Source organism: Streptomyces liliiviolaceus (genome assembly GCF_018070025.1).
GTDB classification, from domain to species: Bacteria; Actinomycetota; Actinomycetes; order Streptomycetales; family Streptomycetaceae; genus Streptomyces; species Streptomyces liliiviolaceus.
In genome coordinates this window covers 2,287,724-2,313,520 of sequence record NZ_JAGPYQ010000002.1, presented here as the reverse complement: position 1 = coordinate 2,313,520, position 25,797 = coordinate 2,287,724, and the positions used below count along the sequence as shown (strand labels likewise).

Genomic DNA, 25,797 nt, shown 5'->3' with positions numbered 1-25,797 from the left:
ACCCATGACGAACGCCTGGCGTGCCGGGATCCAGCGCGGCCGTATCGAACTGCGGCACCTCCTGCGCAATCCCAAGGAGATGTCCGGCCATGTGACCAATGTGGTCGTCGCCCTGGCGATCGCCGCCTACGTCACCGGCGATGTGCCCGGCACACATGTGCCGATGGCACACCTCCTCCTCGCGGGCTTCGCCGCCTACCTGCTGTTCCAGATCGGACTGGTCAACCTCCCACAGATCCTCGTGACCGAACGGGAGGAGGGCACCCTGCTGCGGCTGCGCGCCACCCCCGGCGGGATACCGGCCTACCTCGTCGCCAAGAGCGTGCTGGTGGTCGTCATGGCGACCGGCACCCTGGCCCTGCTCCTGGCCGTCGCGGCGCTGCTGGCGGACGGGCCGCTGCCGCACGGGCCCGGCGGCTGGCTGACACTGCTGTGGGTCACCACGCTCGGACTGCTCGCCGTCGTACCGCTGGGTGCGGCCATCGGCGCCGTGCTGCCCAACCCGCGCGAGGCACTGGCGCTGATCATGCTGCCGACGATGGCGCTCCTGTTCACCTCCGGAACGGTGTTCCCGATCACCTCGCTGCCCGTGCCGGTCCAGCAGGTGGCCTCGGTCTTCCCGCTCAAGTGGATGGCACAGGGCCTGCGTTCGGCGCTGCTCCCGGACTCCGCGCGGACCGCCGAGGCGGCCGGTTCCTGGGAACTGCCGATGGTCGCCCTGGTCCTGGCCGCCTGGGCGGTCCTCGGATTCCTCCTCGCGGTGCCCCTGCTGCGCCGCGCCGCCCGGCGCGAGTCCGGCTCCCGCCTGTCCGCGCGCCACCGCAAGGCGGCACAGAACGGCGTGCTGCCCGCGTAGGAGTCCGGTTCGCGTTCTCGCCAGGAAAGGTCCCACTGCCTTCGCGGCGGTGCCGGAGTACCGCACAGCCGCCGCCGCTCGCGATCAGGCCTCGGGCGCCGTGCGACGCCCGAGGCCTGGGACCGGGGGAGTCAGACCCCCGCCGAGCTCTTCGTGTCCGTCGAAGCCGCCGTCGCCGGCCCGGCGGGTGCGGGCGCCGGCGCGGGACCGCCTTCGCTGAGGCCGTACCTTCCGTGGAAGGCGCGCAGGAAACCGGGCGCGTACCAGGCGGAGTTGCCGAGCAGACGCATTGCCGCGGGTACGAGGACACCGCGTACGGCGATGGCGTCGAGGAGGACCGCGAGTCCGCTGCCGAGGCCGAACATCTGCATGAAGCTGAGCTTGGCCGTGCCGAAGGCGAAGAAGCTCACCGCCAGCAGACAGGCCGCCGCGCTCACGATGCGCCCGGTGTGGCCGAGACCGTTGACCACCGCGGACTCGTTGTCCTCGCCCTGGTCGTGGAGTTCCTTGATGCGGCTGGTGACGAAGACCTCGTAGTCCATCGAGAGGCCGAAGGCGATGCAGAACATCAGCACGGTCATCGACACCTCCATCGGCTGCGCGGTGAAGCCGAGCGGGGAGGAGAGGTGGCCGTCCTGGAAGATCCAGGTCATCACGCCGAGGGTGGCCGCGAGGCTGATCGCGTTCAGGACCAGTGCGCGCAACGGGTGCACGACGCTGCCGGTGAACAGGAAGAGCAGCACGAACGTGGTGAGGACGACCAGGGCCACCGCGAGGGGAAGCCGGTCGGCCACGGACTGCTTGGCGTCGACGAGTACGGCGTCCGGCCCTCCGACCAGGGGGTGCGTCCCGGCGGGCGGGGCGAGCGAGCGGACCTGCTCGACCAGGTCCTGGGCGTCGTCCGACTTCGGCGTCAGGCCGCTCACCACGCTGATCCGCTGTGCGTCGGGCCGGCCGAGGGCGGAGTTGGCGGGCCCGCTCGCCGCGGACCGTCCCTCGCTGTAGGTGCCCCCGCTGGTCTCGACCCTCAGCACACCCTTGAGCGCGGCCAGCCGACCCGCGTACGACGCGAGCGGCTCCTTGTCCACGGGCTGGTCGATGGCGATGTTCAGGGCCGAGTCCTCACTGCCCCCGAAGTTCTCCCGCAGCACCTGTGAGACCTGGCGGCTCCCGGCGTCCTTGGGCAGCACGCGTTCGTCCGGCGTACCGAAGGTGATGTTCAGCAGCGGGCTCGCCACGAACAGCAGCACGGCGAGGACGGGCAGCGCGGTGAGGGCGGGCCGCCGCATGACGGTACGGGCCAGCCGTCCCCACAGAGGCGTACGGGCGTCGGACCGCTGCGACTTGGCCCACGGCAGCCGCCCGCTGTTGACCCGGTGCCCCAGCACCTTCAGCAGGGCCGGCATCACGAACAGGGTGCTGAGGGCGGCGATGGCGACGACACCGACCCCGGCGAAGCCGAACGAGCGCAGGAAGTACTGCGGGAACACCAGCAGTGCCGCCAGGGCCGCCGCGACCGTCGCGGCGGAGAAGGCGACCGTACGGCCCGCCGTGTGCACCGTGCGCCGGACGGCGTCGTCCACGCTCGCCCCGGCCGCGAGCTGCTCCCGGAAGCGGCTGACCATCAGAAGGGCGTAGTCGATGCCCAGTCCGAGGCCCAGGGCGGTGGTGAGGTTGGTCGCGGTGTCGGCGACATCGGTGACACTGCCGAGCAGGAAGAGCTGGGCGAACGAACCCATGATGGCGATGATCGCGATGACCAGCGGCAGCAGGGCCGCGACCACACTGCCGAAGACGAACAGGAGCAGTACGAGGGTCAGGGGTATGGCGATCGCCTCGGCGAGGATCAGGTCGTCGACCACCTGCTTCGACAGGTCCGCGCCGACGGCCGCGCCTCCTCCGGCCTGGACGGTGAGCGTGTCCTTGTACGTGCCGCTGAAGGTGTCGATGACCTCCTTGGCGTTCTCCCGCTGTTCGGTCGGGTCGCCCCGCACATGGGCGAGCACCATGGCCTCGCGGCCGTCCTTCGAGCGCAGGTCGGGGCTGTTCGTCTCCCAGTACGAGACGACGTTGCTGAGCCGCTCGTCCTTCTTGAGGTCGGCCGCCAGGGCCCGGCCGCTCTCCTTGGACGCGGGGGTGTCGATACGTCCGTCGGGGGAGCGGACCAGCAGTACGAGGTTGACCTCGCCGCCGAACTTCTCGTCGATGACGTTCGCCGCTCGGGTGGACTGGGAGGCGGGGTCGTCGAAGCCGCCGCCCTTCAGCTTCTCGAAGGCGCCTGCGCCCACCACGCCCAAGAGGGCCACGGTCAGGGTGGCGACGACCAGGACCAGCCGAGATCGGCGGATCGCCAATTCGGCCATGCGTTCGAACACGGGATGTCTCCTTCGATGTTCCTCGGTGAAAGGCGAGAGCGTCGGCCGGACCGAAGTCGGCACGCTGCGTCGCGGCACGCCCTTCGCCCCGTCGAATGGGGGCGCGGGCCGCGCTCTTCGTCGCCGGGAACGACGCTAGTGAGACAAGCGCTTCTTTGGCAGGAGGAGATTTACCTGACAATGTCAGATTTTCCTGTCAGAACGTCATAACGTCAGAGCGTCAGGGTTACGTCTTCGGTCGCTTCCGGGGCGCCGAGAACGTCGGAGTCGTGCCGGATCGCAACTCCTGTGACAGGCAACCCAGTTGGACGTCCTGAGGATAGTGGGGCACGGCCAACTCGGGTGGCGCAACCGTCAGTCCGCGCAGGTGGTGCACTCCCTGCGCGAACACGACTCGACCAAGGTGCTGCCCACGGGGGACCTCGACGGCGTGCTGCGGGTCGGCCCATGGCGCATCCGTAGTGCGTAGGCACCAGGTCAGGTGAGTGGCTGGTCCAGGTGCACCAGAGGGAGACGGCGGCTGGGGACGATGCCCGGCACGGGCGCCGGAGGGGAGTGTGGGAGACGCGTGCATCTCACGTGACCCCCCACTTCCTTCCGGTGTCTGGAGTGATCAACAGGTGACGACAACAACGACGTCTCTGCCCGAAGCCGCACTTCCCCCGGCCCGCCTCGGGAAAGTGTCGATCGCCGCCCTCGGCGTCCTGGCACTGGCCCTCGGCGCCCTGCAGTCGGTGGTGGAGCCCGCGCTCCCGCTGCTGCAGAGCGAGTTGGGAGTCAGTCCCGCCGAAGGGGCGCTGGTCGGCAACACGTTACTCGTCACGGGCGCGGTCATCACACCCGTCGCGGGCAAGCTCGGTGACCGCTACGGCGGGAAACGGGTGCTGATCTGGCTGATGGCCGTGGTCTCGGCCGGTGGCCTGCTGGCCGGCCTGGCGCCGAACCTGCCGGTGCTGCTGCTCGGTCAGGTGTTGCAGGGTGTGATGGTGGGCGCGCTGCCCCTCTCCTTCATCCTGGTGCGCAAGCATCTCCCGCCAGGGGAGTCACAGGTGGCGATCGGAGTGGTCGTCGCGCTGTTCACGGGCGGCGGCATGGTGGGCATGCTGTTCGCCGGGCCGGTCGCGGAAGGACTGTCCTGGCACTGGATGTTCGCGCTGCCGACGATCGCGATCATCGCGGCGACGGTGGCCGTGAGCCGGCTCATGCCGCACGATCCGCCGGCCCTCTCTGACCACGGGATCGACTGGCCCGGTGTGGTGCTGCTCAGTGGCACGCTGCTCGCGTTCATGCTCGGGCTCGTGACGGTGACGAGGGACGGCGGTCTGCCGCCCCTGGCGGTCGGTGCCGTCGCGGTGGTCGTCGCCGCGCTCGCCGCCGGATGGGTGGCCGTCGAGCGCCGGGCGGCCTCGCCGATGGTCGATCTGCGCATGCTGGCGAAGCCCGCGATGTGGCAGGCGTGCGTACTCACCTTCGTCATGACCGTCAGCTCCGGGATGGTGCTGTTCCTGCTCCCGCAGCTGTTCGCCGTGTCGGCCGACGGCTACGGCTTTGGAGCGGACACCACCGACATCGGCCTGTTTCTGCTGCCCGGCGCCATCGCGGGAGCGGTCAGCGACTCGGTCGGCGGGCTCGCGGTGCGGCGCTTCGGCTCGCGTGCCGTGGTCGTCGTGGGCTCCGTCGCCACGGCGGCCACGATGATCGCCCTGGCCTGGCTGCACAGCGCGGAGTGGCAGCTCGTCCTCGCGAAGGTGCTGGCCGCGTTCGCCGCGGGCGTCGGCACCACGGCCCTGCTCGCCGGGACCGCCACCGCCATCGCGACCAAGGACATCGGCATCGCCACCAGCCTGCTCGTCGTGACACGCGTGATCGGCGTCGCGCTGGGCGCCCAGGTGGCCGGCGCGATCCTCGACGCCGGGGCCGGGCCGACGACGGGCCTGCCCGCCGAAACGGCCTTCGCCACGGGGTTCGCCGTCGCCGGTCTCGTCGCCGCACTGGCACTGCTCGTTGTCCGTCTCACGAAAAAGGGAGCCCAGGCATGACATCGACACCGACCGGTCCGTCGAAGGACATGAGGAACACGATGGACACGAAGAGTCCGGGAAATAAGAACACGGGGAACACGAGGAACCCGGTGCAGCGGAACGTCCTGATCTCCGGGGCCAGCATCTCCGGACCCGCGCTGGCGTACTGGCTCCACCGGTCCGGATGGGCGGTCACCGTGGTGGAGAAGGCGGGCGCACTGCGCGCGGGCGGTTACCCGATCGACATCCGCGGCACCGCGATCGAGGTCGTCCGGGGGATGGGGATACTGCCGCGGTTGCGGGACGCCCACATCGACTCGCGCCGCTGCACGTTCCTCGACTCCGACGGCGGCACGGTGACATCGGTCAGCCCGAGCGCCGTCGCCGGCGGTGTCGAGGGACAGGACCTGGAGGTGCGCCGCGGGGACCTGGCCGCGCTGCTCCACGCGCTGGTCCGCGACGACGTGGAGTTCCTGTTCGACGACTCCATAGACACCCTCGACACCCCCGACACGCTCAACACCCCCGATGCCCCCGATGCCCCCGGCCCGTACGGACAAGGGGTCGACGTCACCTTCCGCAGCGGGCGACGGCGTACGTTCGACCTGGTGGTCGGCGCCGACGGCATGCGCTCGCACACCCGGGAGCTGGTGTTCGGCCCCGAGGAACGGTTCCACCACTATCTCGGTTACTGCTTCGCCCTGTTCACCATGCCGAATTCCTTCGGGCTCTCCCGTGAAGTCATGCTGTGGAACACCCCGGGAAAGGCCGCGGCCCTGTACGCCGTCGGGGACGGCGACGAACTGCACGCCTTCCTGAACTTCCACAGGCCGCAACCACCGTTCGCTGCCCTCCGCGACCCCGGCGCCCAGAAGCAGTTGGTCGCCGCGGCCTTCGAGGGCGCGGGATGGAAGGTCCCCGACCTCGTCGACGCCATGCGTCACGCGGACGACCTGTTCTTCGACACGGCCGGTCAGATCCGTATGCCTCACTGGTCTCGTGGCCGTGTCGCGCTCGTCGGCGACGCCGCGTACGCGCCCTCGTTCCTCACCGGACAGGGATCGAGCCTCGCACTGGTCGGCGCCTACATGCTCGCCCACGCACTGGCCACGCACCGGGACCACACGGCGGCCTTCGCCGCCTACGAACGCGACACGCGTGGGTTCGTGGCCATGAACCAGGCACTGGTCGACAAGGGCGGGGCCTCGCTCTTCCCCACCACGGCACGGGCGTTGGAGCAACGCAACGCCAAGCTGCGCGACCTCGTCACCCTGCCCTCACCTCCGGCCCGAGCGGCCCATTCGGCCCTCACACTGCCCGAGTTCGCCCTCTAGTCGTGAGAACCAGGCGTGAGAACCAGCCGTGAGAACCAGCCGTGAGAACGGCCGGCCCCCGGCGGCGGATCACGACAGGCCGTCGGGGGCGGCGTGGGCCAGCCCCGTCCGGTAGGCGATGACGACGAGTTGGGCCCGGTCGCGGGCCTCCAGCTTCGTCATGGCGCGCTGCACATGGGCCCGTACGGTGAACGGGCTGAGGAACATCCGCTCGGCGATCTCCTGGTTGGACAGCCCGGTCGCGACCAGCGCCACCATCTCGCGTTCGCGCGGGGTGAGTACGGCGAGCTGTTCGGAGTGCTGCGGCAGGGCGTTGTCCGGCGTGGCCAGGAAACGTGCCACCAGGGAACGGGTCGCGGCGGGGGACAGCAGAGTGTCACCGTCGGCGATGGTCCGCACGGCGTCCAGCAGGTCCTCGGCCCCGATGCCCTTGCCGATGAAGCCGCCGGCCCCCGCGCGCAGCGCCTGGGCGACGTATTCGTCGGTCTCGTACGTGGTGAGGATCAGGATGCGGCTGGTCCGCAGTTCCGGGTCCGCGCAGATCTCCGAGGTGGCGGTGAGCCCGTCCACCTCGGGCATACGGATGTCCATGATCACCACGTCGGGGCGCAGCTCCCGGGTGAGCCGCACCGCCTCCCTGCCGTCGCCCGCCTCGCCGACCACGGTGATGTCGTCGGCGCTGTCGAGGAGCAGCCGGAAGGCACCGCGGAGCAGTGCCTGATCGTCGGCGAGGAGCACCCTGAGCGTCATGACGCATCCCCGCCGACCTTGTCGTCCTCGCTGTCCCCGCTATTCCCGTCGGTTCCGTCGGCTCCGCTGTGCCCGCCGGCCCCGGTGTCCTTGGCAGGCGGGAGCGGCAGCTGTGCGGAGACCAGGAAACCGCCCTCCGCGCGCCTGCCCGCGGAGAGCTGACCTCCCACCGCGGTGGCCCGCTCACGCATGCCGATCAGACCGAAACCGGGCGGCGGACGGTCCGGGGACGCGGACGCGCTCGGTACCGCGCGGGCACCCCCTCCGTCGTCGGCGACCGTGACGGTCACCCGATCGCGGTTCCAGGCCAGGCGCACCCGGGCGCTGCGGGTACCGGAGTGTTTGGTCACGTTGGTCAGGGCCTCCTGGACGATGCGGTAGGCGGTGAGGTCCACTCCCGGCGGCAGCGGCCTGGCCGTGCCCTCCTGGTGCACCGACACCTCAAGACCCGCGCGGTGGAAGGACTCGATGAGCGTGGGCAGCCGGGACAGCCCGGGCGCCGGTTCGGCGGGCGCGGCCGCGTCCCCGGACTGCCGCAACAGACCGACCGTGGACCGCAGTTCGTCGAGCGCGTGCCCGGTGGTCTCGATCAGCTCCCCGAGGCTTTTACGGGTCTGCTCCGGGCGCGTGTCGAAGAGGTGGGCGGCGACCGTGGCCTGCGCGTTGGCCAGGGTGATCTGATGGGCCACGAGATCGTGCAGCTCGCGGGCGATACGCACCCGTTCCTCGGCGACTCTCCGGCGCGCCTCGGTGTCCCGGCTCTCCTCGGCCCGCCGGGCCCGCTCCTCCACGGCCGCCAGATAGGCCCGGCGGTTGCGCACCGAATGGCCGAGCACGCCGGCCATCAGCGGGAACGCCGCCATCGCCCCTATCCTGCTCGCGTCCTGCCACGACAGGTCCCCGGTCACGGGGATGGACGCCACCAGCAGCACGACGGCACCGAGCGCCACCGCGCCCGCCGCGCGCCGTTCGGTGCGCGCGGCGAGCGAGTAGGAGTAGGCGGTGATCACGGCGGGAGCCGCGGTGAGCGGGCTCAGCAGAAGGCCCAGGGGCTGTACGAGGGCGGCGGCCGCGGTCGTGGCCGCCAGGGCGGCAAGGGGTGCCCGGTGCCGCAGCGGCAGCACGGCACAGGACACCACGGCGACGAACCAGGCGGCGAGGGGCGGTGCCGACAGCGTGTCGTCGACCTGGATCACACCGCCGAGCAGGCAGAGCACGAACGCCGTCGCCGGGACCGCGCCCTGCCGCCACCACGTGCGGGGTGAGCGCGGGCCACCGGCACCTGTGCTCGCCATGGCCGGTTCAGTGCCGGCCGGCGGGGAACTGCGGCACCGCCGCGCCCGGTCCGGTCGCGGGGGCCGGAGCATGCCTGCTCAGTGCCTCACCCTCGATGTCCACATTCGGCAGCACGCGGTTCAGGATACGGGGCAGCCACCAGGCCCGGTGGCCGAGCAGCGCCAGGACCGCGGGGGCGATCGCCATCCGGACCACGAAGGCGTCGAAGGCCACGGCGGCGGCCAGACCGACGCCCATCGTCTGGATGGTCGGGCTGCTCATCCCGACGAAACCGCCGAACACGCTGATCATGATGATCGCCGCCGCGGCCACCACGCGTCCGCTGTGCCGGAAGCCGGTGACGACCGCCTCGCCGGGGGACGCGCCATGCACGTAGGCCTCCCGCATCCGGGTGAGGAGGAAGACCTCGTAGTCCATCGCGAGGCCGAACACGATGCCGATGATGAGGATCGGCATCAGTGACATGACCGGTCCGGTCTGCTCGATGCCGAGCAGGTCCGCCGCCCAGCCCCACTGGAAGACGGCGACCAGGACGCCGAAGGCGGCACCCACCGACAGCAGGAAGCCGAGCGCGGCCTTGACCGGGACCAGGAGCGAGCGGAAGACCACCGCCAGCAGGAGGACCGCCAGGCCGATGACCACGGTCAGATAGGGGAGGAGGGCGTCGGACATGGCTTCGGAGATGTCGATGTTCAGCGCGGTGGTGCCGGTCACCAGGACGGTGGCGCCCGTGCCGGCCTCTACGCCGGAGACCGCGTCCCGGATCGCCTGCACCAGCTCCTTGGTCTCGCCGCTGTTCGGCGCGGTCCGCGGGACGGCGGTGAGGACGGCCGTGTCCTTCGTCCGGCTGAGCGTCGGATCGCCGACCGACGCGACCCCCTCCACTCCTCGTACTGTCCTGGCGACCAGGTCCGTGGCGGTCCGGGCGTCCTTGGACTCCGAGGTGTCCACGACCACGGTCAGCGGGCCGTTGAAGCCGGGGCCGAAGCCTTCCGACAGCAAGTCGTAGGCACGGCGCTGGGTGGTCTCCACCGACTTGGACTCGTCGCCGGGCAGCCCGAGTTCGAGGCTCAGCGCCGGCAGGGCGACCGCCCCGAGACCGAGTACGGCGGTCAGCAGCACGGCTCCCGGCCGGCGCAGCACGAACCGCGCCCAGCGGGTGCCGAGCCCGTCGCGGCCGGCCGCGACGGTGGGCGCCTGGTGTGCGTGCTCGCCGCCCGGCCGGTCGGCCCTGCGGACGGCACGGGACAGTACCCGCCGGCCGAAGAAGCCGAACAGCGCGGGTACCAGGGTCAGTGCGACGAGTACGGCGAGGGCCACGGCGCCCGCGCCGCCCAGGCCCATCTTGGTGAGTTCGGGGATGCCGACGACACCCAGGCCGACCAGGGCGATGAAGACGGTCGCGCCGGCGAAGACGACGGCGGAGCCGGCCGTGCCCACCGCCCGCCCGGCGGCCTCCTGCGGGTCGCCGCCCCGGGCGCACTCGTCGCGGAAGCGGGAGGTGATGAAGAGGGCGTAGTCGATGCCGACGGCGAGGCCCAGCATCAGCGCCAGGATGGCGACGGTGGACGTCAGGCCCAGCGGCACCGCCAGCGCGGAGACCAGGCCGAAGGCGATGGCCACGCCCACGACGGCGGTCAGCAGCGACAGCCCGGCGGCGACCAGCGATCCGAGGGCGAGGATCAGGACCACCGCCGCCACGGCCACGCCGATGATCTCCGTCGTGCCGCCCGGCTCCTCCTCCGAGTCCAGGGCGGAGCCGCCGATCTCCACGGTCAGTCCCGCGTCCCGGGCCCGGCTCGCGGCGCTTTCGAGGGCGCTCTTGGTCGGTTCGGTCAGGTCGACGGCGTCCACGGTGTAGGTGATCGTGGAGTAGGCGATGGTGCCGTCCTCGCTGACGGCGCCGGACTTGTAGGGGTCGGAGGCCGACGCGACCTGACCGCTCCCGTCGAGCGAGCCGAGGGTGTCCTCGACGGCCGCCCTGTTCTTCTGGGCGGTCACCCGCTGCCCGTCGGGGGCGCGGAACACCAACCGGGCCTCGGCTCCCTGGGAGTTGCTCTCGGGGAAGCGCTCGTCGAGCAGGTCGAACGCCTTCTGCGACTCGGTGCCGGGCATGGAGAGGTCTTCCTCCTCCCCGGCGGGCGCCAGTGCGGCGGCGGCCACGGCCAGGATCAGCACACCCAGCCACAGACCACCGACGAGCCGCCGGCGCCGGAAGGCCCACCGTCCGATCCGGTAGAGAAAAGTTGCCACCTGCAGATCACTCCAGACACCGTGAGGAAGGGGGGACGCGTGCGTTTCACGCGTCTCCCACACTTCCCTCCGGCGCCCCTGCCGGGCATCGTTCCCCGCCGCCGTCCTTCCCTGGTGCGAACGGACCAGCCGCACCCGTGTCCTGGTGCCCACGCACTACATCGGCTCGGCCTCAGTGGCCCAGAGTGACCCGCAGCGACGGCTGGAGGAGGTCACCGTGGGCTCGTACCATGTCGTCGCACAGGTCCCAGATGCGCTCGACCGGCAGGGCGGCGGCGGTCGCGGGATCGGCCATGGCGGCCTGGCGGATCGACCGGGGGTCGTCCTCGACCGCGGCGCGGACCACCAGCTCGTTCATGCTCAGGTAGTTGCGGTTGAGCGCCGCCAACTGGGCGGGCAGCGGGCCGACCCTGGTCGGCTGGACCCCCAAGTCGTCGACCAGGCAGGGCACTTCGACGATTCCGGAGGCCGGGAGGTTGTCGATCAGACCGTGGTTGGGGACGTTGCCGTAGACCGTGCGCGGGGTGCCGGTCACGATGCTGTGGATGATCTGCGGCGCGTACTCCATGGTGCCCTCGACGGTGAGGGGCGTACCGGCGGCGAGTGCCTGGCGGGTCTCCTCGTAGGCCGCGACGTTCTCGTCGACGATGCCGAGGTACGCGCCGATGGGGAGCCTGAGCCGTTCGATCTCGCTGTCGTGGTGCAGGTACCAGGGGACGTACTCGGAGGAGTGCTCGCTCGTCTCGGTCGGATAGAAACCGAGGCGCCGGTACATGTCGACGCGGACCCGGCGCCGCAACTGCGGGTCCTGCTCGATCAGTTTGTCCAGGAGCGGGTAGAGGTCGTTGCCCTGGTGCTCCAGGCGCAGCACCCACGCCTGGTGGTTGACCCCGGCGGCACGGTAGGTGATCTCCTCGTGCGGGACGCCGAGCAGTTCGCCCAGGTCGTGGATGGTCCAGTACACCGAGTGGCACAGTCCCACCACGCGGGTCAGCCCGGTGGCCCGGGTCAGGTACTGGACGTTCATGGCCATGGGGTTGGTGTAGTTGAGCAGCCAGGCGTCCGGGCAGAGTTCGGCGATGTCGGCGGCGAGCGACTTCAGCACGGGGAAGGTGCGCAGCGCGCGGAAGATGCCGCCGATGCCCAGGGTGTCGCCGATGGTCTGCCGCAGGCCGTGGCGCTGCGGGACCTCGAAGTCGGTCCGGGTGGCCTCGCCCATGCCGACCTGCACGATGTTGATGACGAAGTCGGCGTCCTGGAGAGCGGCGCGGCGATCGAGGTGAGCGGTCACGCGGGGGTGGGCAGAGCCGCTGCCCGTCCCGGTCAGCCGGTCCGCGATCTGCCGGGCCGCGCCCTCGGCGGTGGCGAGGCGCTCGGTGTCGATGTCGTGCAGCGCGATGTGGGCGCCCCGCAGTTCGGGGAAGGCCAGCAGATCGGCCAGCAGGCCCTGGGTGAACACGACACTGCCCGCGCCGACGAACACGATCTTCGGGGTACTGAGAGTCATCACAGGTTCTTTCCGTTACGGGAGAGTGCGGCCACGGCCTCGTCCCAGGTGGGCTGGGCCGGAGTGCCGCCATGGGCGCGGGTGGACAGCGCGCCGCACGCCGCGGCGAGGGCGAGGGCGTCGGCGGTGGACAGACCGCGCAGGTGCGCGGCGACGAAGCCGGCGTCGAAACTGTCGCCCGCTCCGACGGTGTCCACCGGCCGGGCGGGGATGCCGTCCGTGCGCAGCACGGTGAAGCCGTCGTGGGCGACGGCCCCGTCCGCACCGTTCTTGACGATCACGTGTGTGCCGTGCGCGGCCAGGGCCGCGGCTGCCGCCTCGATGGAGTCCGGCGCTGTTCCGGCAGCGCTCGACGAGGCGGTGTGCGACGAGGTGATACGCGACGAGACGGCACTTGACGAGAGGGCACTCGACGAGACGGCACTCGGTACGGCGGCGGCCGCCGAAAGGGCCAGGGCCTCCTGGGCGTTGGGCAGGAGGAAGTCGGTGACGGCGAGCGTGGCCGGCAGCGCGTCCGGCGCCCAGCCCCCCGAGGGGTCGTCGTTGGTGTCGAGGGAGGTGGTGGCTCCTCGGGAACGGGCCGCGCCGAACAACTCCGGCAGCGCCGCGGCCAGTTGAGGCAGCAGGAAGTACGAAGCAGCGTGGACGTGCCGGGCGGCGTGGAGCAGGGACTCGGGTACGTCTTCCGGTCCGGTGGCGGTCAGTGTGCCGGGGGAGGTGAGGATCGCCCGGTCGCCGTCCGGCCGGGTCAGGACGACGGTCAGGGGAGTGGCCAGTGTCGGGTCGACGCGCAGGGCGGTGGTGTCCACCCCGCGTTCGTCCAGAGCGGTCCGTACGAAACGGCCCGCGTCGTCGTCACCGATGCGTCCGGCGAAGGCCACCTTGAGACCGAGCCGGGCCGCGCCACAGGCCATGATGGCGGCCGAGCCACCGAGGGTGAGGAGTCCGGAGTCGACGAGTTGCTCGTGCTGCCCGAAGGACAGTGGCGCGTCGAGGGGACCGAGGACGACATCGGGGTTGGCGTCCCCGATGACGAGCAGGTCGAAGTCGAAGGTGTGCGGCATACGTCTTCCTGAGAGGGGGTGCGGGTGCGGGGGCGTACGGGCGGAACCGCGGTGGGCGGCCGGGCGGTGGACCGGGCTTCGAACCGGACCGAGAACCGGACGGCGGACCGGGCGGAGAACCGGGCGCCGGACCGGGCGGAGTGGGAGTGACGCCGGACGGGGCGGACTATCCCTTGAGGCCGCTCGACGTGATCGACTGGATGAAGGTCTTCTGGGCGAACAGGAAGGCCAGCAGCACGGGCAGCACGGTGATCATGTTGCCCGCCATGACCGCGGACCACCTGGTGTGGTGCTGTCCCTGGAAGGTCGTCAGGCCCAGCTGCAGGGTGTACTGGGTGTCGTGGTTGATGGCGATCAACGGCCAGGTCAGGTCGTTCCACGTGGTGAGGAACGTCAGGACGGCCACGGTGCTCAGCGCCGGCCGGGACAGCGGCAGCACGATCCGCCAGAGCACGCCCAGCCGTGAGCAGCCGTCGAGCCAGGCCGCCTCCTCCAACTCCCTGGGCAGCGACAGGAAGAACTGGCGCAGCAGGAACACCGCGAACGGCGTGACCAGCGAGGGGACGATCAACGCGCCCAGCGAGTCGATGAGTCCAAGGCGCTTCATGACCAGGAAGGTCGGGATCATCGTCAGCTGGAACGGGATCGCCATCGTGGCGAGCATGAGGGCGAGCAGGATCCGCGAACCGGCGAACCGCATCCGGGCGAAGGCGTAACCGCCCAGGGAGCCCAGCACCAGGTTGGACGCCACCGCGGTCAGGGACACGATCAGCGAGTTGGCGAACCACCGGGGGAACATCGCGTTGCCGATGACGTACCGGTAGCCCTCCAGGTCGATCCCCGACGGCCACAGCGACGGCGGGAACCGGTTGATCTCGGCGTCGCTCATGACGGAACTGAGCAGCAGCCAGATCAACGGGATCGCGAAGACCAGACAGAGCGGGGCGAGCAGGAGGTGCCAGGGACTGAACGGCAGCAGCCTCCGGCGCCGGCCCGGTCCCTCGGCAGATCCGGCGGGCGCGGGACCAGCGGCACCGGCGTACACGGGGCCCGAGGCGGACACGGCGGACGAGGTGGACGCGGCCGACGAGGGAGATGCTGCCGGCGAGGGGGAAGCGGTCGTCATCGTGCGGCTCCTTCGAGGTGCCGGTCCGTGCGGGCCCGGTCGCGCACGCTGCGCGTCAGCCGCGGCAGCGCGGCGAGCACCAGCAGGGCGAGCGCCAGGGCGTACGCCGCCGCCGCGCCGTAACCTGCCGTGAAGTTCTTGAACGCCTGCTCCCAGATGAAGTAGACGATCACCGTGGTGGATCCCAGGGGGCCGCCCTTCGTCGTGACGTAGACGAGGTCGAAGACCTGGAGGGAGGTGATGGCCTGCCACAGCAGGAGGAAGACCATGACGGGTCCGAGCGAGGGAAGGACGACATGGCGCAGCAGGTGCAGCCGCCCGGCCCCGTCGAGACGGGCCGCCTCGATGAGGGACGGCGGGACGTCCTGCAGCGCCGCCAGCAGCACCACCACGCAGAAGCCGGTGCCGCTCCACAGGGAGATCGCGAGCAGGGCGGCGAGCGCCTGGCCGGGGTCGTTGAGGAAGCCCTGGGGGGAGATCCCGATCTTGTCCAGGACGGCGTTGGCCGCTCCGAACTCCGGGTCGAGGATGAAGGAGAACAGCACTCCCTGCGCGGCGGCCGAGATGACGAACGGCACGAAGATGAGGGTCCGGTAGAGCCCGACGAGCCGGATGCGCCGGTTCAGGGCGAGCGCGAGCAGCAGGCCGAAGCCGATGCTCAGCGGTACGTACAGCACCGTGTACACGATGGTGTTGCGGACCGCCTGGTCGAAGTGCGGGTCCTGGGCGAGGGCCCGGTAGTTGTCGAGGCCGACCCATCGGCTCGGCGTCACGAGATCGTCGGCCTGGAAGGACAGCAGGAGCGACCAGACCACGGGGACGACACTCAGTCCGAGGATGACGAGGACGGACGGCGCGACGAACGCCCAGGCGGTCGCCGTCTCCTGCCGCATCCGGCGGCGTGGTGTGTGACGGCCCGGCGGGGCGCCCGGCGCGGTACCGGCCTTGCCGAGGAGGGGGCGTGTCCGCGTACGGGGGCTGCGCTTCTCGCCCCGGTCCGGGAGCGTCACGGGGGTGGGCAGGCGGGGCATGACAGGTCCTCTCAACGCGGTATGAGCAGGGCGGCGTTGGCTTCGTCCACGCAGTCGCGCAGGGCGTCGGCGGGGGAGCTGCGGCCGAGGAGCACGGCGGTGATCGCCTGGCCGAGCGACTGCGAGATCTGCGGATACGCCGGATGCACCGGCCGCACCCGCGCCGACTCCAGGGTCTTGGTGAACACCTGGAGCCCCGGGGTCTCGTCCTCCTGCTTCTGCCAGGCCGGCAGCGCCTGGGTGCCCCGGCTCATGGGCAGGCTGCCTGCCTCGATGTCCCACTGCACGTCCTGGGCGGGCCGCGACAGCCAGGTCACGAAGGTGCGGGCGGCCTCCACGCGGGCCGTGCCGTTGTCGAAGACGGTCCAGGTGTCCGGCCCGGAGATGGTGATGGGCCGGCCGCTGTAACTGGGCAGCGGTACGACGTGGTAGTCGACCTTCGCCTGCCGGATGTCGGGGAGTTGCCACGGCCCGGTGACGGCCATGCCCATACGGCCCGACAGGAAGACCCGGTACATCTGCTCGCTGCCGGTCTTGGCGTCGATGTAGACGCTCCGTGTCCTCACCAGGTCCTCGACCGTCCGCAGGGCCCGCAGTCCGGTGTCCTCGAAGCCGATCCGCCGTCCGTCCTTGCTGGTGACGTCACCTCCGAGGTCCCAGATCATCGGCCACAGCCGCCACACGGTGTCCTCGTCGCCCACGCCGGGCCAGCCCGTGCCGAAGACACCGCGCCCGCGGTCGGTGAGCTTGGCCGCCGTCCTCGTGAAGTCGTCCCAGCTCCAGCCGGGCCGGGGCAGCGGCAGCCCGGCGTCACGGAAGAGCTTCTTGTTGCACACGACCGCGAGGGAGTCGATGAGCGCGGGCGCGGCCCGCACCTGCCCGTTGAGGGTGACCGCCTCGCGGGCCGGCGCCCAGAAGTCCTTCCACGGAACGGGACCTGAGTGGAACGTGTCCGTCAGGTCCACCACGGAGGGACTGCGGGCGACGCTCGCCAGGTCGGAGCCGAAGATGTAGGCGATGTCCGGGAACGAACCGGAGGCGAGGGCGGCGGTGATCTTCTGCAGCATCGCGTCCGAGAGGACACCGCCGCCGAGGTCGACCCGGATCCGCGGATGCGTCCGGTTGAACTCGGCCGTCAGGCTTTCGATCGCGGCCCGGCCGGTGTCGGTCTGTCCGTGCCACACCTCGATCCTGACCCGGCCGTCGGCGTCGACACCGCTGCCCTCTCCCGCGCAGGCCGACAGGGCCGCCGACGCAGCGGCCCCTCCCACCACGGCCGCGCTGCGCCGCAGCACCGTGCGACGGGTCGGACGTGCAGAAGTGCCGCTCGGGCGATGTGCTGCGGCCATATGAGCCCCCAGGAGTACGTGCGTGAGGCGGTTACGGGACGGCGGTACGGGACGGTGGTGCGGGGCGCCACGACACGGCCGGCGGTGCGGTTCGGTGAGGTGACGCGCGCCGCCACCGGCGGCAACGGCGGTACCGGGGTGGCCGGTAGAGCGGGTTGCCCGAAAACACGGAGTGCGCGATGCGCGGAGCGCGGGCGGCGCCGGGACGATCAGCGCGTACGGTGCCGCACGCGCGGAGAGGTCGGTCCCTGGCGCCCGGCCACGCTCACGCGGCCGCCGAACGAGACCGTCCGGTGGGGGAGGGGGAGGAACATGATGAGCTCCAGAGACCGGGGGGTACGTCCCCGCCTCGGAATCCGCCGCTGTGCGGCCGTCCTGGCGACTTTGTCCGGGCTCACGGTGCGTGGACCGTCTACCGGCTGGGCGTCCCTCTCGCGCCAGGTGCTCGGCTGGCGTTGGATGGAGTAAATCGACCTGGTCCGGGCGTGTCAAGAGCCCTTGGGTAGACCTTTATCGAGCGTGACGGGCGCCGCCGCCCCAGGTCGCGCCGGGTCGCACGGTTCCTCCCGGGTGCGTACGGCGGAGATCAGGTGCGGCCGAGCAGGCGGTGCAGCGAGGCCTTGAAGCTCACCACGAAGGAGTCACGGGTCGTGTCGTCGAGGAGGTCCAGGGACAGATAGGGGTTGAGATCCTCCAGCTCGACCAGCAGCAGCGCGCCGTCCGGGGCGCGGCAGGCGTCGACCCGCTGGATGCCGTGGTCGATGTCGTTCCAGTCGATGAACCGCGCCGCGAAGTCCAGGTCGGCGGGCGTCGGTTCGTAGCGTTCGAGGTGCCAGCGCCGGTCGGGGCGGGGCGCGTACAGGGCGTACTGGAAGGTGTGGTCGACGTAGTAGAACGACACCTCGTAGCGGAAGTCGACGCGCGGCTGGACGAGGAGGCCCGGGCCGTCGTCGAACGCCAGGGTCCGCAGCCGCTCCCGGGGGACGAACTCCAGGCCTATCGAGTCCGCGCCGAGCTTCGGCTTCACGACGTATTCGGCCGCTTCCGGAAGCAGTCCGAGGTCCTGGGGCCGGTCGACGGTCGGGATCACGGGAAAGCCCTGGGCGGTGAGGTCGACGAGGTACTGCTTCCCGGCCTGGTCGCCCTTGCCCGTCAGCTGGGTGCAGACGGGTACCCCGCGGCCCGTCGCCCGGTCGCGGAAGGCGTCGTACGCGGCCTGGTGGTGCAGGACGGGCCCGCTGTTGCGGACCACGACCGCGTCGAAGCCGGGGGAGTCCATCAGCGCGGGCGCGTCGAGCGGGTGGCACAGGGCGAGGTCGAAGTCCTCGCGGAGCCGGGAGGTCAGGAAGATGTCCTCGTCGCAGTACCGGCGGCCCTTGGCGGGGTAGGCCAGATCGGTCACGAACAGCAGTCTGGGCCGGTCGGCTGCCATGGACACTCCCGGTGGTTCGGTCTCTGGCCTCCCATTACACCCCGGCCGATTCCACTCGCCGGACGCCGGGTTCCGGTGCGGGCGGGGTGCGGCAGGGCCCCCGGGGCATCTGGCCACGCGTCGGGCGGAGTTGGCCGGATACGGACTGCGTGAGCCGTTGACTAGAAAGCGCTTACCGAATACGTTCCGGTTCATCAGCGTGACCTGCATCCGGCACCGCGAACGCGAGAAGCGCCACTGAGTTCCGCTCGACCAGAAGCTCCGCCCCGGACGACGCTTCCGGCCCCACCCGGAAGCACCGGCCCGGACACCACCCATGAGCACGCTGACATCCGGCGGCCGGACGGACCTCTCTTCCCCCATGGAGGTTCGCCCGGCCGCCGGACGCTTGTCCGGCCGGAGGCTGCTGCGTGTCCGTGGGGCCGGATGACCTCCGGACCCAGGATGCCTCTCGGCCCAGGTCGCCTCTAGGCCCAGGCGGTCGTGGCCACGAACGAACTGTCCTGCCGGAAGAGATCGGTGCCGTCCGGTGCGTCCACGCGCAGCTGGTAGTTGTAGTGGCGCAGGTAGTAGCCGGGATAGTTGTACGACTCCAGCCGGACCGAGCCGGTGGCGCTGCCCGTGCGCGCGATGAACGTGGCGTCCCTGGCGAACGTGGACGAGCCGTCGTTCGCGTCGAAACGGCCCCGGAAGTCCCAGTGCCGCAGGTAGTTGCCGGCCGCGTTGCGGAAGGAGTAGCCGTTCCCGTCGGCGAGCCCCGCCACGATCGTGAACGTGGACGCCTGCTTCTCGGCGGCCGTGCTGGACGAGGTCACCACGGGGAGGTTGAGTAGGGCGGACTGGTCCTGCCAGTAGCGGGTGGTGTAGTTGCCCGACCGGAGCGAGCGGGTCACCCCTGTCGGCAGGCTCACCCCGCCGGAGACCGTCTCCTTGACCACGGTGAAGTGGCGCGCGGTACCGGAGATGCCCGGCAGAGCCCGGGGCGCGCTCCAGGTGGTGAAGGTGTCGTAGCTGTCGCTGTAGTAGTAACTGCCGTCGCCGTACCCGTCGAAGAAGATGCGCCACGCGCCGTTGTCGAGCTGGATCAGCGCGGCGCCTTCGCGAGTGCCGCCCCAGCCCGCCCAGTTGCCGGTCCGGCTGATGGTGTACGGCCCGGTGAGCGCGCCGGCCGTGGCGTACTCGATGTACTTCGACGTCTCGTTCTTCGTGAAGGCGTGGTACGTCGAGCCGGTCCGTACCACGAACGTGTCGATGTGGTTGGTGCCGATGCCGGACAGTGCGACCGGTGAACTCCAGGCAGTGAGAGCCGAGTTGGTGGCCCGCAGCCGGTAAGGGGTGAAGATCCACTCGTCGTTGGCGGTAGAGCAGGACACCAGGATGTTCACGCTGCCGTCGCTGTCGACGAACCACTCCGGCGCCCAGGCGCGCGACAGGTTGGAGATGGGGACCGGATAGTCGTACAGGAACGTCCAGTTGCTCCGGTCCGAGCTGCGGGCGAAGCCGATGGTGGTGCTGGTGTCCTGCCAGGTGTGGGTCGTGTAGGTGATGTAGTAGTAGCCGTCGGTGTGCTTGAGGATGCTGGCGTCCCGGATCCGGTTCGCCGGCGGGGTGTACGCGGAGGCCCTGAGGAGCCGGAAGTCCGTCGCGTCGTCCGACTGGTAGACGTTCACCGTGCCGTCGTTGCTGTTGAGGAACGGCACGATGGTGTAGCGGGTGGCGGAGCCGCTGGGCGGGGCTGCCGCCACGGCCGGACCGAGCAGCCCCGGCAGTCCGCCCACGGCGAGGGCCGAGACCGGTACGGCGGCCATGGCCCGCAGCAGGCTCCGGCGCGAGGGGGTGAAGGGCCGGGGCGTACCGGTCGCGTCCGGCGTGGCGGCGGATCCGGGGAATCCGGCGGGTCTGTCTGGCGTGATCATGTGCGGCTCTCCTAGGGGGCGCGTGCCTGCCGTTCGTGGTGCGGTGGGCGGTGGGCGGTGGGCAGTGGGGCTGGTGGTTCGGGTGCGGCGGTTCAGGTGACTGGCTCAGGTGACAGGCTCAGGCGTATGGCTGCTCAGGCGTATGGCTCAGGGGCCGGTTGAGGCGGGCGGTTCAGTCGGTCGGTTCAGAACCTCGCGCCGATCGGCGTGCCGTCCCGCGGGACCAGGAAGTCCCGCGCCGGGGGCAGTGAGCCGTCGGACGCACGCGGGCCGGTGACGGCGGCCGGGTCCGTGCTCACGACCGATGACTCGCCCCAAGTGCCGCCCAGATCCCAGGAGTTGCCCGAGGACGTGGTCGCGGGGCCTAGGGCGGCGGCCCGGGAGTCCGCGACGGAGAGGTTGGCGGTGAGGACCGCCGTCCCGCCCGAGCCGTCCGCGTCGAAGCCCGTGCCCGTGTTGCGGAACGTCGTGTTGCGACTCAGGGCGAGCGCGCCGGGATTGCCGTTGTCGGTGACGCCGTGCGCCGCGTTCCGGTACGCGACCGAGTTGCGCAGCGTGTGGGCCACCGCCGGGGCCGGACTCCCGCCGCCCAGCTTGAAGCCGTTGCCGTCGCCCGCGAAGTCGGGGAAGCCCCAGCGGTTGTAGCCGTTGCCGTACGCGATCGTGTTCTCCACCACGACCGGCGAGGTGAACTTCCAGGCGTCGTAACCGTCGTCCACGTTGTTCCACAGCCGCGCGCCCCGCACGACGTTGCCGGCCCCGCCGCCCTCCTTGATGGCCAGCCCGTCGGCGCTCTCGCCGTTCTTGCGCGGGTCGCGGTTGCCGTAACTGTCCAGGTCCAGGATCTGGTTGCCCGCCGAGGCGCCCTGGAGCTGGAAGCCGGACTCGTAGTTGTCGTGCGTGATGAGACGGGAGAACACGTTGTTGTCGCAACCGTCGCAGTAATAGCCGTACGGCCCGTTGACGATCTCCAGACCGGAGACCTTCCAGTACGAGGCCTCCTGGTGGACGGCGCCACGTTCGGCGCGCGGGATGCTGCCGCCGACCGGTGTGTGACTGGCCGGCAACTGGTCGCCGTCGATGACGACCCGTTCGCCCTGGTAGGGGCCCAGGGAGATCGGCTGCGACGCCGTTCCCGAGGTGGTGACGGTGATGTTGTCGGTCAGCGTGTAGGTGCCGCCGCGCACCGCGATGACGTCACCGGGCCCCGCCCTGTCGACGGCCTGCTGGACGGTCCGCAGCGGTTGTCCGAGGGTGCCCGCGGCGGAGTCGTCGCCGTCGACCGCCACCACGATGGTCGCCGCGGTCGCCGCGGTCGATGTGGTCGATGCGTTGGGCGCGGCCGGGACGGCCGTCGCCGGAGCCGGGGTCACCACGGCCGCCAGTACTGCACTCAGCGCTGTCCCTGTGAGCATGCCCGCAGTGCGCACGAGGCCTCCTTGTCTGCCGATCCGATCCGTATGTCGTCGCGGATCAGTGGTCGCCCGCACCGGGTTGGTTGCCGGGGCACATGGTCGCCCCCGGAGAGATCTGTCGATATGTCGAACAAGGTTCGGTGAGCCGGTCAGAACGTAGAGCGCGGTCGTGACCACGTCAATAACTTCGGCACGCCCGACCCGCGCGACCCGCCTCGCCCATCCAGTCCATCCGGCCCTTCCGCCCCGCCCGGCCACTCGCGGCGCGCTCGTTGCCGCCGGGTTTGGCGCGGCGGTGTCCGGCTACCCGGACCATGTGTCAGTGACAGAGCTTCAGGAACTCGTTCGCTTCCTTGAGGACCGGTTCGCCTGTGCGCAGGCCTGCACCGAGTGCGCGAGGGCGTGTGCCCTGCGTGCGAGCCTCGCCGACATCGACGGTCCCGAGGACCAGCAGCTGATCCGGCGCAAGAGCATCCTGTGCACGGAGGTCTGCGACGCGACCTGCCGACTCCTCGCGGAGCAGGTCACCCAGTCCGAGGACACGATGCGCTCCCAGGTCGAGTGGTGCCGCACCGTCTGCCTCGAAACCGCCCACGTCTTCGACCTCGTCCCCGATTCCGAGGGGAGCGCCCAGGCCTGCCGCGACTGCGCCCGTGCCTGTACGGAGTTCCTCGCCCGGCTGAGGTGACCCACCCGGGCCCGTCACCGGCATTCCCTATTTCTGGAACACGTTCTACGGTGTGCGCCGTCAGGTCCGGGCGCCCGCGGCAGCGGGCCGGGGAACCAGGGAGGCGCCGTGCATCTCGAATACACGCCGGAGCAGCAGCGGTTGCGCACCGAACTGCGCGCCTATTTCACCGAACTCGTACCGGACGACGTGCACGCCCGCTACGACGACCCGGCCGCGCAGAAGCGCTTCTACCGTGACACCATCCGCCGGCTGGGCGCCGACGGCTGGCTGGGCGTCGGCTGGCCGAAGGAGTACGGCGGACGCGGTCTGACGCCGATGGAGCAGTTCATCTTCTTCGACGAGGCCGCCCAGGCCGGCGTACCGCTGCCGCTGATGGCGCTGAACACGGTCGGTCCGACCATCATGAGGTTCGGCACGGACGAGCAGAAGGCGTACTTCCTCCCGAAGATCCTCTCCGGCGAGATCGACTTCGCGATCGGCTACAGCGAACCCGACGCGGGCACGGACCTGGCCGCCCTCAGGACACGGGCGGTCAGGGAGGGCGACGAGGACAGCGGCCACTACACGGTCGACGGGCAGAAGATCTGGACGACGAACGGCGACACGGCCGACTGGGTCTGGCTCGCCGTCCGCACCGACCCCGACGCCCCGCCGCACAAGGGCATCACCATGCTCCTCGTGCCGACCTCCGACCCCGGCTACTCCTGCACGCTCATCAACACCCTCGCCTCGCACGACACCACCGCCAGCTACTACGAGAACATCCGCGTCCCCGCCTCGCGCCGGGTCGGCGAGGAGAACAAGGGCTGGCGGCTGATCACCAACCAGCTCAACCACGAGCGCGTCACGCTCGCCGCCCACGGCACCATGGCCATCCGCGCCCTGCACGACGTACAGCGCTGGGCCATGGAGACCAAACTCGCCGACGGCAGCCGGGTCGCCGACCTGCCCTGGGTGCGCCGGACCCTCGCCCGGACCCACATCAGGCTCGACGCGATGAAGCTCCTCAACTGGCAGATGGTGAACGCCGTCCAGGAGGGCACCCTCACCCCGCAGGACGCCTCCGCGGTCAAGGTGTACGGGTCCGAGGCCCGCCGTGACGCGTACGCCTGGCTCATGGAGGTCGTCGCCGTCGCGGGCGTCCTCAAGGAGGGGTCGGCGGGCGCGGTCCTCCACGGCGACCTGGAGCGCGGCTACCGCTCGGCCGTCATCTTCACCTTCGGCGGCGGAAACAACGAGATCCAGCGGGAGATCATCTCGTGGATCGGCCTGGGGATGCCGAGGGTGCGGCGCTAGCCGATGCGTGGGCGGTGCCGTCAGATGGAGGTGCCGACGAGGAATTCGTCGTGGACCTCGCGGACGCGCGCGATCACGTCGGCGGCGGCCAGCGGCCGGGGCGCGGCGGCGAACAGCTCGGCCAGGCCCTCGACACCCTCGTCGGCGCGGGGCCGCCACTTGGCCACCCAGTCGTCGAGCACCCCGGCCAGGTCCGGCCGCCGCTCGATCGCGTAGCCCGTCAGGGCCTGCGTCCAGTCCTGGCTGCGGCGGGCGTCCCTGCCGAACTCGGTGCACAGCTCGGCGAGGAACCGGTCCCCGTTGGCCTCGGCCAGCCGCCCGAACATCTCGTTGACGAGGGTGTCCACCGCGGGTTTGACCGCGAGATTGAGCCCGGCGAAGGCCTCGCCCCAGTCGTACGCGATCAGGAGGTGTTCCAGGGTCTGCCGCAGCGGCTGCCAGGCGGGGCCGTCCTCCCAGGCCCGGCGGGCGGTGGCGGTCCGTGCCAGGTCGTCGCCGTGCGCGTCGGCCAGCACCCTGGTCCAGTAGGCGATCCGCTGGATCCGGCGCATCTCGTCGGCGGCCTGGAAGTGCGCGCAGTTGGTGATGTACGACGAGGGCGCCATCTGCCCGACGTACAGGCTGACCATCTGCAGCACGTGCAGCGGGAAGCGCAAGGGGACGAACAGCGTCCGTAACGTGTCCACCCAGCCCGGGTCGGACCGTCCGGAGTCGGGACTTGCGAGGCCGGGCTGTCCGGAGTCGGACCGTCCGGGGGCCTGCGCCGCCGCGGTCCCGTTTTCCTCGTACCGGTCGACGAGCGCGTCCAGGTAGATCTCGCGGTCGTGCTGGAGCGCGACATAGTCGCGGTAGGTCAGTTTCGCCGGGTCGCGGAAGCCCTCCCAGTCGTCCACCTGGAGCGGCGACCCCTCCCGGTGCGCGAGGTACCACTTGTTCAGGGTCCACTCGGGGGACATCTCGAAGGGGACCGGATCGCGCCGGAAGTGGTAGTGGAACCTGCCGGTGACCACCTCGTAGGGCGTCGGCCTGCGCCGGACGTCCCCGAACATGCTCCAGGTCCTCTGCTGCCGCCTGTCCGCCGCACCGGTCATGGCTCAGTCCTGCCTCTCCAGGTACCAGACCAACTGCTCGTCGGTCTGCTTGAGGCGCCCGGCGAACGCCGCCAGCGCGGGCTCCAGTTCACTCAGCGGGAACGCCCGGCCCAGCTCCTCCTCCAGGCTGGCGCGGGTCAGCACGCACCGCCGGGGAACGCTGATCCGTACGTATCCGCCCTGATCGTCGACCGCCACCTCGGCGTCGGGATTGTCCTGTTCGATCGCGGCGGCCACCGCCTCGGCGAGGTCGCCGTCGATGCCGCGGATCACGGGTCCCACCCGCTTGTCGGCACCGGTGCCGGATACGGTCATCGTCTCGTCCTCACGCTTCTCGGGAGCTGTCGTGGCGGGCCTCGCCGTCCTGTGGGATACCGATCCGTACGGCGCCCGCGTCGGTGGCCCGGATCGGGTACCGGTGGAGCCGGCATCCGGACGGGTTGATGCCCGCGCCGGAGGTCAGGTCGAACTCCCAGCCGTGTCCGGCGCAGGTGAGGGTGTTCTCCTCCTCGTCCCACTTGCCGTAGGCCAGCGGGAACTCCTGGTGCGGGCACATCCCCTGGTAGGCGGCGAAGGACCCGTCGACGTGGTGCACGACGAGCACCCGCTCACCGGCGACCTCGGCCTCGACGAGATCGCCCTCCCACAGCCCCTCGGCCTCCGGCACGTCGAACCACCGCACCGGAGCGCCGCTCATGAGGCGTACCCCACGACCACCACGTCCAGCGGCTTCACACCCGCGCTCACCACGGTGGCGTCGTCGGGCAGTGTCCTCCCGTCGTGCCGCACCCGCAGCGGCCGGTCCTGCGCCGCCACCCGGCGGTCGACCACATGGTGGGCCACCTTGTCGGCGACCACGGTCATCGGGTCCGCGTCGTCCACCGGGACCAGCAGCACCACCAGGTCCCCGTCGAACAGGGCCTGCAGAGGAAACAGCGCCATCGCCGAGCCTTCCCTTCCGCCCGGGTCGGCCGGGTCATCACGTACATCCGGT

22 protein-coding genes are annotated in these 25,797 nt (G+C 70.8%); 6 read left to right on the top strand and 16 right to left on the bottom strand.

The features are described from left to right. Positions 1 to 4 precede the first annotated feature (4 nt). Positions 5 to 856: an ABC transporter permease gene (locus tag J8N05_RS45350; RefSeq protein ID WP_210893733.1), complete on the top strand. Its 852-nt coding sequence runs from the start codon at positions 5 to 7 to the stop codon at positions 854 to 856. Positions 857 to 987: 131 nt separating this feature from the next. Here the strand turns inward: J8N05_RS45350 and J8N05_RS45345 are convergent, their stop codons facing one another. Continuing rightward, on the bottom strand, positions 988 to 3,231 hold the full coding sequence (locus J8N05_RS45345; RefSeq protein WP_210893731.1) for an MMPL family transporter: 2,244 nt from the start codon (positions 3,229 to 3,231) through the stop codon (positions 988 to 990). Positions 3,232 to 3,535: 304 nt separating this feature from the next. Here J8N05_RS45345 and J8N05_RS45340 point away from each other — a divergent pair, with 304 nt between their 5' ends. The 3 genes from J8N05_RS45340 (at position 3,536) to J8N05_RS45330 (ending at position 6,586) form a co-directional block, all read left to right on the top strand. Further along, positions 3,536 to 3,700 (top strand): hypothetical protein, encoded by a 165-nt coding sequence (locus J8N05_RS45340; protein WP_210893729.1) that lies wholly within the window; start codon positions 3,536 to 3,538, stop codon positions 3,698 to 3,700. A gap of 211 nt (positions 3,701 to 3,911) precedes the next feature. After that, positions 3,912 to 5,270 (top strand): MFS transporter, encoded by a 1,359-nt coding sequence (locus J8N05_RS45335; protein WP_247706962.1) that lies wholly within the window; start codon positions 3,912 to 3,914, stop codon positions 5,268 to 5,270. A 41-nt stretch (positions 5,271 to 5,311) separates the two neighbouring features. Further along, a complete protein-coding gene (locus tag J8N05_RS45330; protein ID WP_210894381.1) occupies positions 5,312 to 6,586 on the top strand; it encodes a Rossmann-fold NAD(P)-binding domain-containing protein in 1,275 nt (424 codons plus the stop codon). Between the two features lie 69 nt (positions 6,587 to 6,655). Here the strand turns inward: J8N05_RS45330 and J8N05_RS45325 are convergent, their stop codons facing one another. The 11 genes from J8N05_RS45325 to J8N05_RS45275 all read right to left on the bottom strand — a co-directional run bounded on the left by J8N05_RS45325 (position 6,656) and on the right by J8N05_RS45275 (position 21,740). Then, on the bottom strand, positions 6,656 to 7,336 hold the full coding sequence (locus J8N05_RS45325; RefSeq protein ID WP_210893728.1) for a response regulator transcription factor: 681 nt from the start codon (positions 7,334 to 7,336) through the stop codon (positions 6,656 to 6,658). Next, positions 7,333 to 8,631 carry a sensor histidine kinase gene (locus J8N05_RS45320; RefSeq protein WP_210893726.1) on the bottom strand — a complete coding sequence of 433 codons (1,299 nt, stop codon included), beginning with the start codon at positions 8,629 to 8,631 and terminating at the stop codon, positions 7,333 to 7,335. The genes J8N05_RS45325 and J8N05_RS45320 overlap by 4 nt, the downstream gene beginning before the upstream one ends. Before the next feature lie 7 nt (positions 8,632 to 8,638). Continuing rightward, positions 8,639 to 10,885: an MMPL family transporter gene (locus tag J8N05_RS45315; RefSeq protein WP_210893724.1), complete on the bottom strand. Its 2,247-nt coding sequence runs from the start codon at positions 10,883 to 10,885 to the stop codon at positions 8,639 to 8,641. Between the two features lie 172 nt (positions 10,886 to 11,057). Continuing rightward, a complete protein-coding gene (melA, locus tag J8N05_RS45310) occupies positions 11,058 to 12,392 on the bottom strand; it encodes an alpha-glucosidase/alpha-galactosidase (protein WP_210893722.1) in 1,335 nt (444 codons plus the stop codon). Further along, the gene (locus J8N05_RS45305) at positions 12,392 to 13,456 is read right to left on the bottom strand and encodes a carbohydrate kinase family protein (RefSeq protein WP_210893720.1); all 1,065 of its coding nucleotides are present in this window, start codon (positions 13,454 to 13,456) and stop codon (positions 12,392 to 12,394) included. Before J8N05_RS45305 ends, melA begins: the two co-directional genes overlap by 1 nt. A 166-nt stretch (positions 13,457 to 13,622) precedes the next feature. Then, positions 13,623 to 14,582 carry a carbohydrate ABC transporter permease gene (locus J8N05_RS45300; protein ID WP_210893718.1) on the bottom strand — a complete coding sequence of 320 codons (960 nt, stop codon included), beginning with the start codon at positions 14,580 to 14,582 and terminating at the stop codon, positions 13,623 to 13,625. Continuing rightward, positions 14,579 to 15,613 carry a carbohydrate ABC transporter permease gene (locus tag J8N05_RS45295; protein ID WP_210893716.1) on the bottom strand — a complete coding sequence of 345 codons (1,035 nt, stop codon included), beginning with the start codon at positions 15,611 to 15,613 and terminating at the stop codon, positions 14,579 to 14,581. Before J8N05_RS45295 ends, J8N05_RS45300 begins: the two co-directional genes overlap by 4 nt. Positions 15,614 to 15,624: 11 nt before the next feature. Further along, positions 15,625 to 16,962: an ABC transporter substrate-binding protein gene (locus J8N05_RS45290; protein WP_210893714.1), complete on the bottom strand. Its 1,338-nt coding sequence runs from the start codon at positions 16,960 to 16,962 to the stop codon at positions 15,625 to 15,627. A 586-nt stretch (positions 16,963 to 17,548) separates the two neighbouring features. Continuing rightward, entirely contained in the window at positions 17,549 to 18,394 is an 846-nt protein-coding gene (locus J8N05_RS45285; protein ID WP_210893712.1) for an ATP-grasp domain-containing protein, read from the bottom strand. A gap of 467 nt (positions 18,395 to 18,861) precedes the next feature. Beyond that, on the bottom strand, positions 18,862 to 20,202 hold the full coding sequence (locus J8N05_RS45280; RefSeq protein ID WP_247707026.1) for an AbfB domain-containing protein: 1,341 nt from the start codon (positions 20,200 to 20,202) through the stop codon (positions 18,862 to 18,864). Positions 20,203 to 20,495: 293 nt separating this feature from the next. Next, a complete protein-coding gene (locus J8N05_RS45275) occupies positions 20,496 to 21,740 on the bottom strand; it encodes a right-handed parallel beta-helix repeat-containing protein (RefSeq protein ID WP_247706961.1) in 1,245 nt (414 codons plus the stop codon). Between the two features lie 301 nt (positions 21,741 to 22,041). Here J8N05_RS45275 and J8N05_RS45270 point away from each other — a divergent pair, with 301 nt between their 5' ends. Continuing rightward, a complete protein-coding gene (locus J8N05_RS45270) occupies positions 22,042 to 22,413 on the top strand; it encodes a four-helix bundle copper-binding protein (RefSeq protein ID WP_210893709.1) in 372 nt (123 codons plus the stop codon). 108 nt (positions 22,414 to 22,521) lie between these two features. Next, entirely contained in the window at positions 22,522 to 23,712 is a 1,191-nt protein-coding gene (locus J8N05_RS45265; RefSeq protein WP_210893707.1) for an acyl-CoA dehydrogenase family protein, read from the top strand. A gap of 20 nt (positions 23,713 to 23,732) precedes the next feature. Here J8N05_RS45265 and J8N05_RS45260 read toward each other — a convergent pair whose 3' ends face one another. Genes J8N05_RS45260 through J8N05_RS45245 form a run of 4 tightly spaced genes read right to left on the bottom strand, consistent with a single transcriptional unit; the run spans position 23,733 to position 25,745 of the window. Continuing rightward, positions 23,733 to 24,761, bottom strand: a complete 1,029-nt coding sequence (locus J8N05_RS45260; RefSeq protein ID WP_210893705.1) for a ferritin family protein — start codon at positions 24,759 to 24,761, stop codon at positions 23,733 to 23,735. Positions 24,762 to 24,806: 45 nt separating this feature from the next. Next, entirely contained in the window at positions 24,807 to 25,118 is a 312-nt protein-coding gene (locus J8N05_RS45255; protein WP_210893703.1) for an MmoB/DmpM family protein, read from the bottom strand. A gap of 10 nt (positions 25,119 to 25,128) precedes the next feature. Then, on the bottom strand, positions 25,129 to 25,500 hold the full coding sequence (locus J8N05_RS45250) for a Rieske 2Fe-2S domain-containing protein (protein WP_210893702.1): 372 nt from the start codon (positions 25,498 to 25,500) through the stop codon (positions 25,129 to 25,131). Next, positions 25,497 to 25,745, bottom strand: coding sequence for a toluene-4-monooxygenase system B family protein (locus tag J8N05_RS45245; RefSeq protein WP_210893701.1), 249 nt, complete (start codon positions 25,743 to 25,745; stop codon positions 25,497 to 25,499). The genes J8N05_RS45250 and J8N05_RS45245 overlap by 4 nt, the downstream gene beginning before the upstream one ends. Between the last annotated feature and the right edge of the window lie 52 nt (positions 25,746 to 25,797).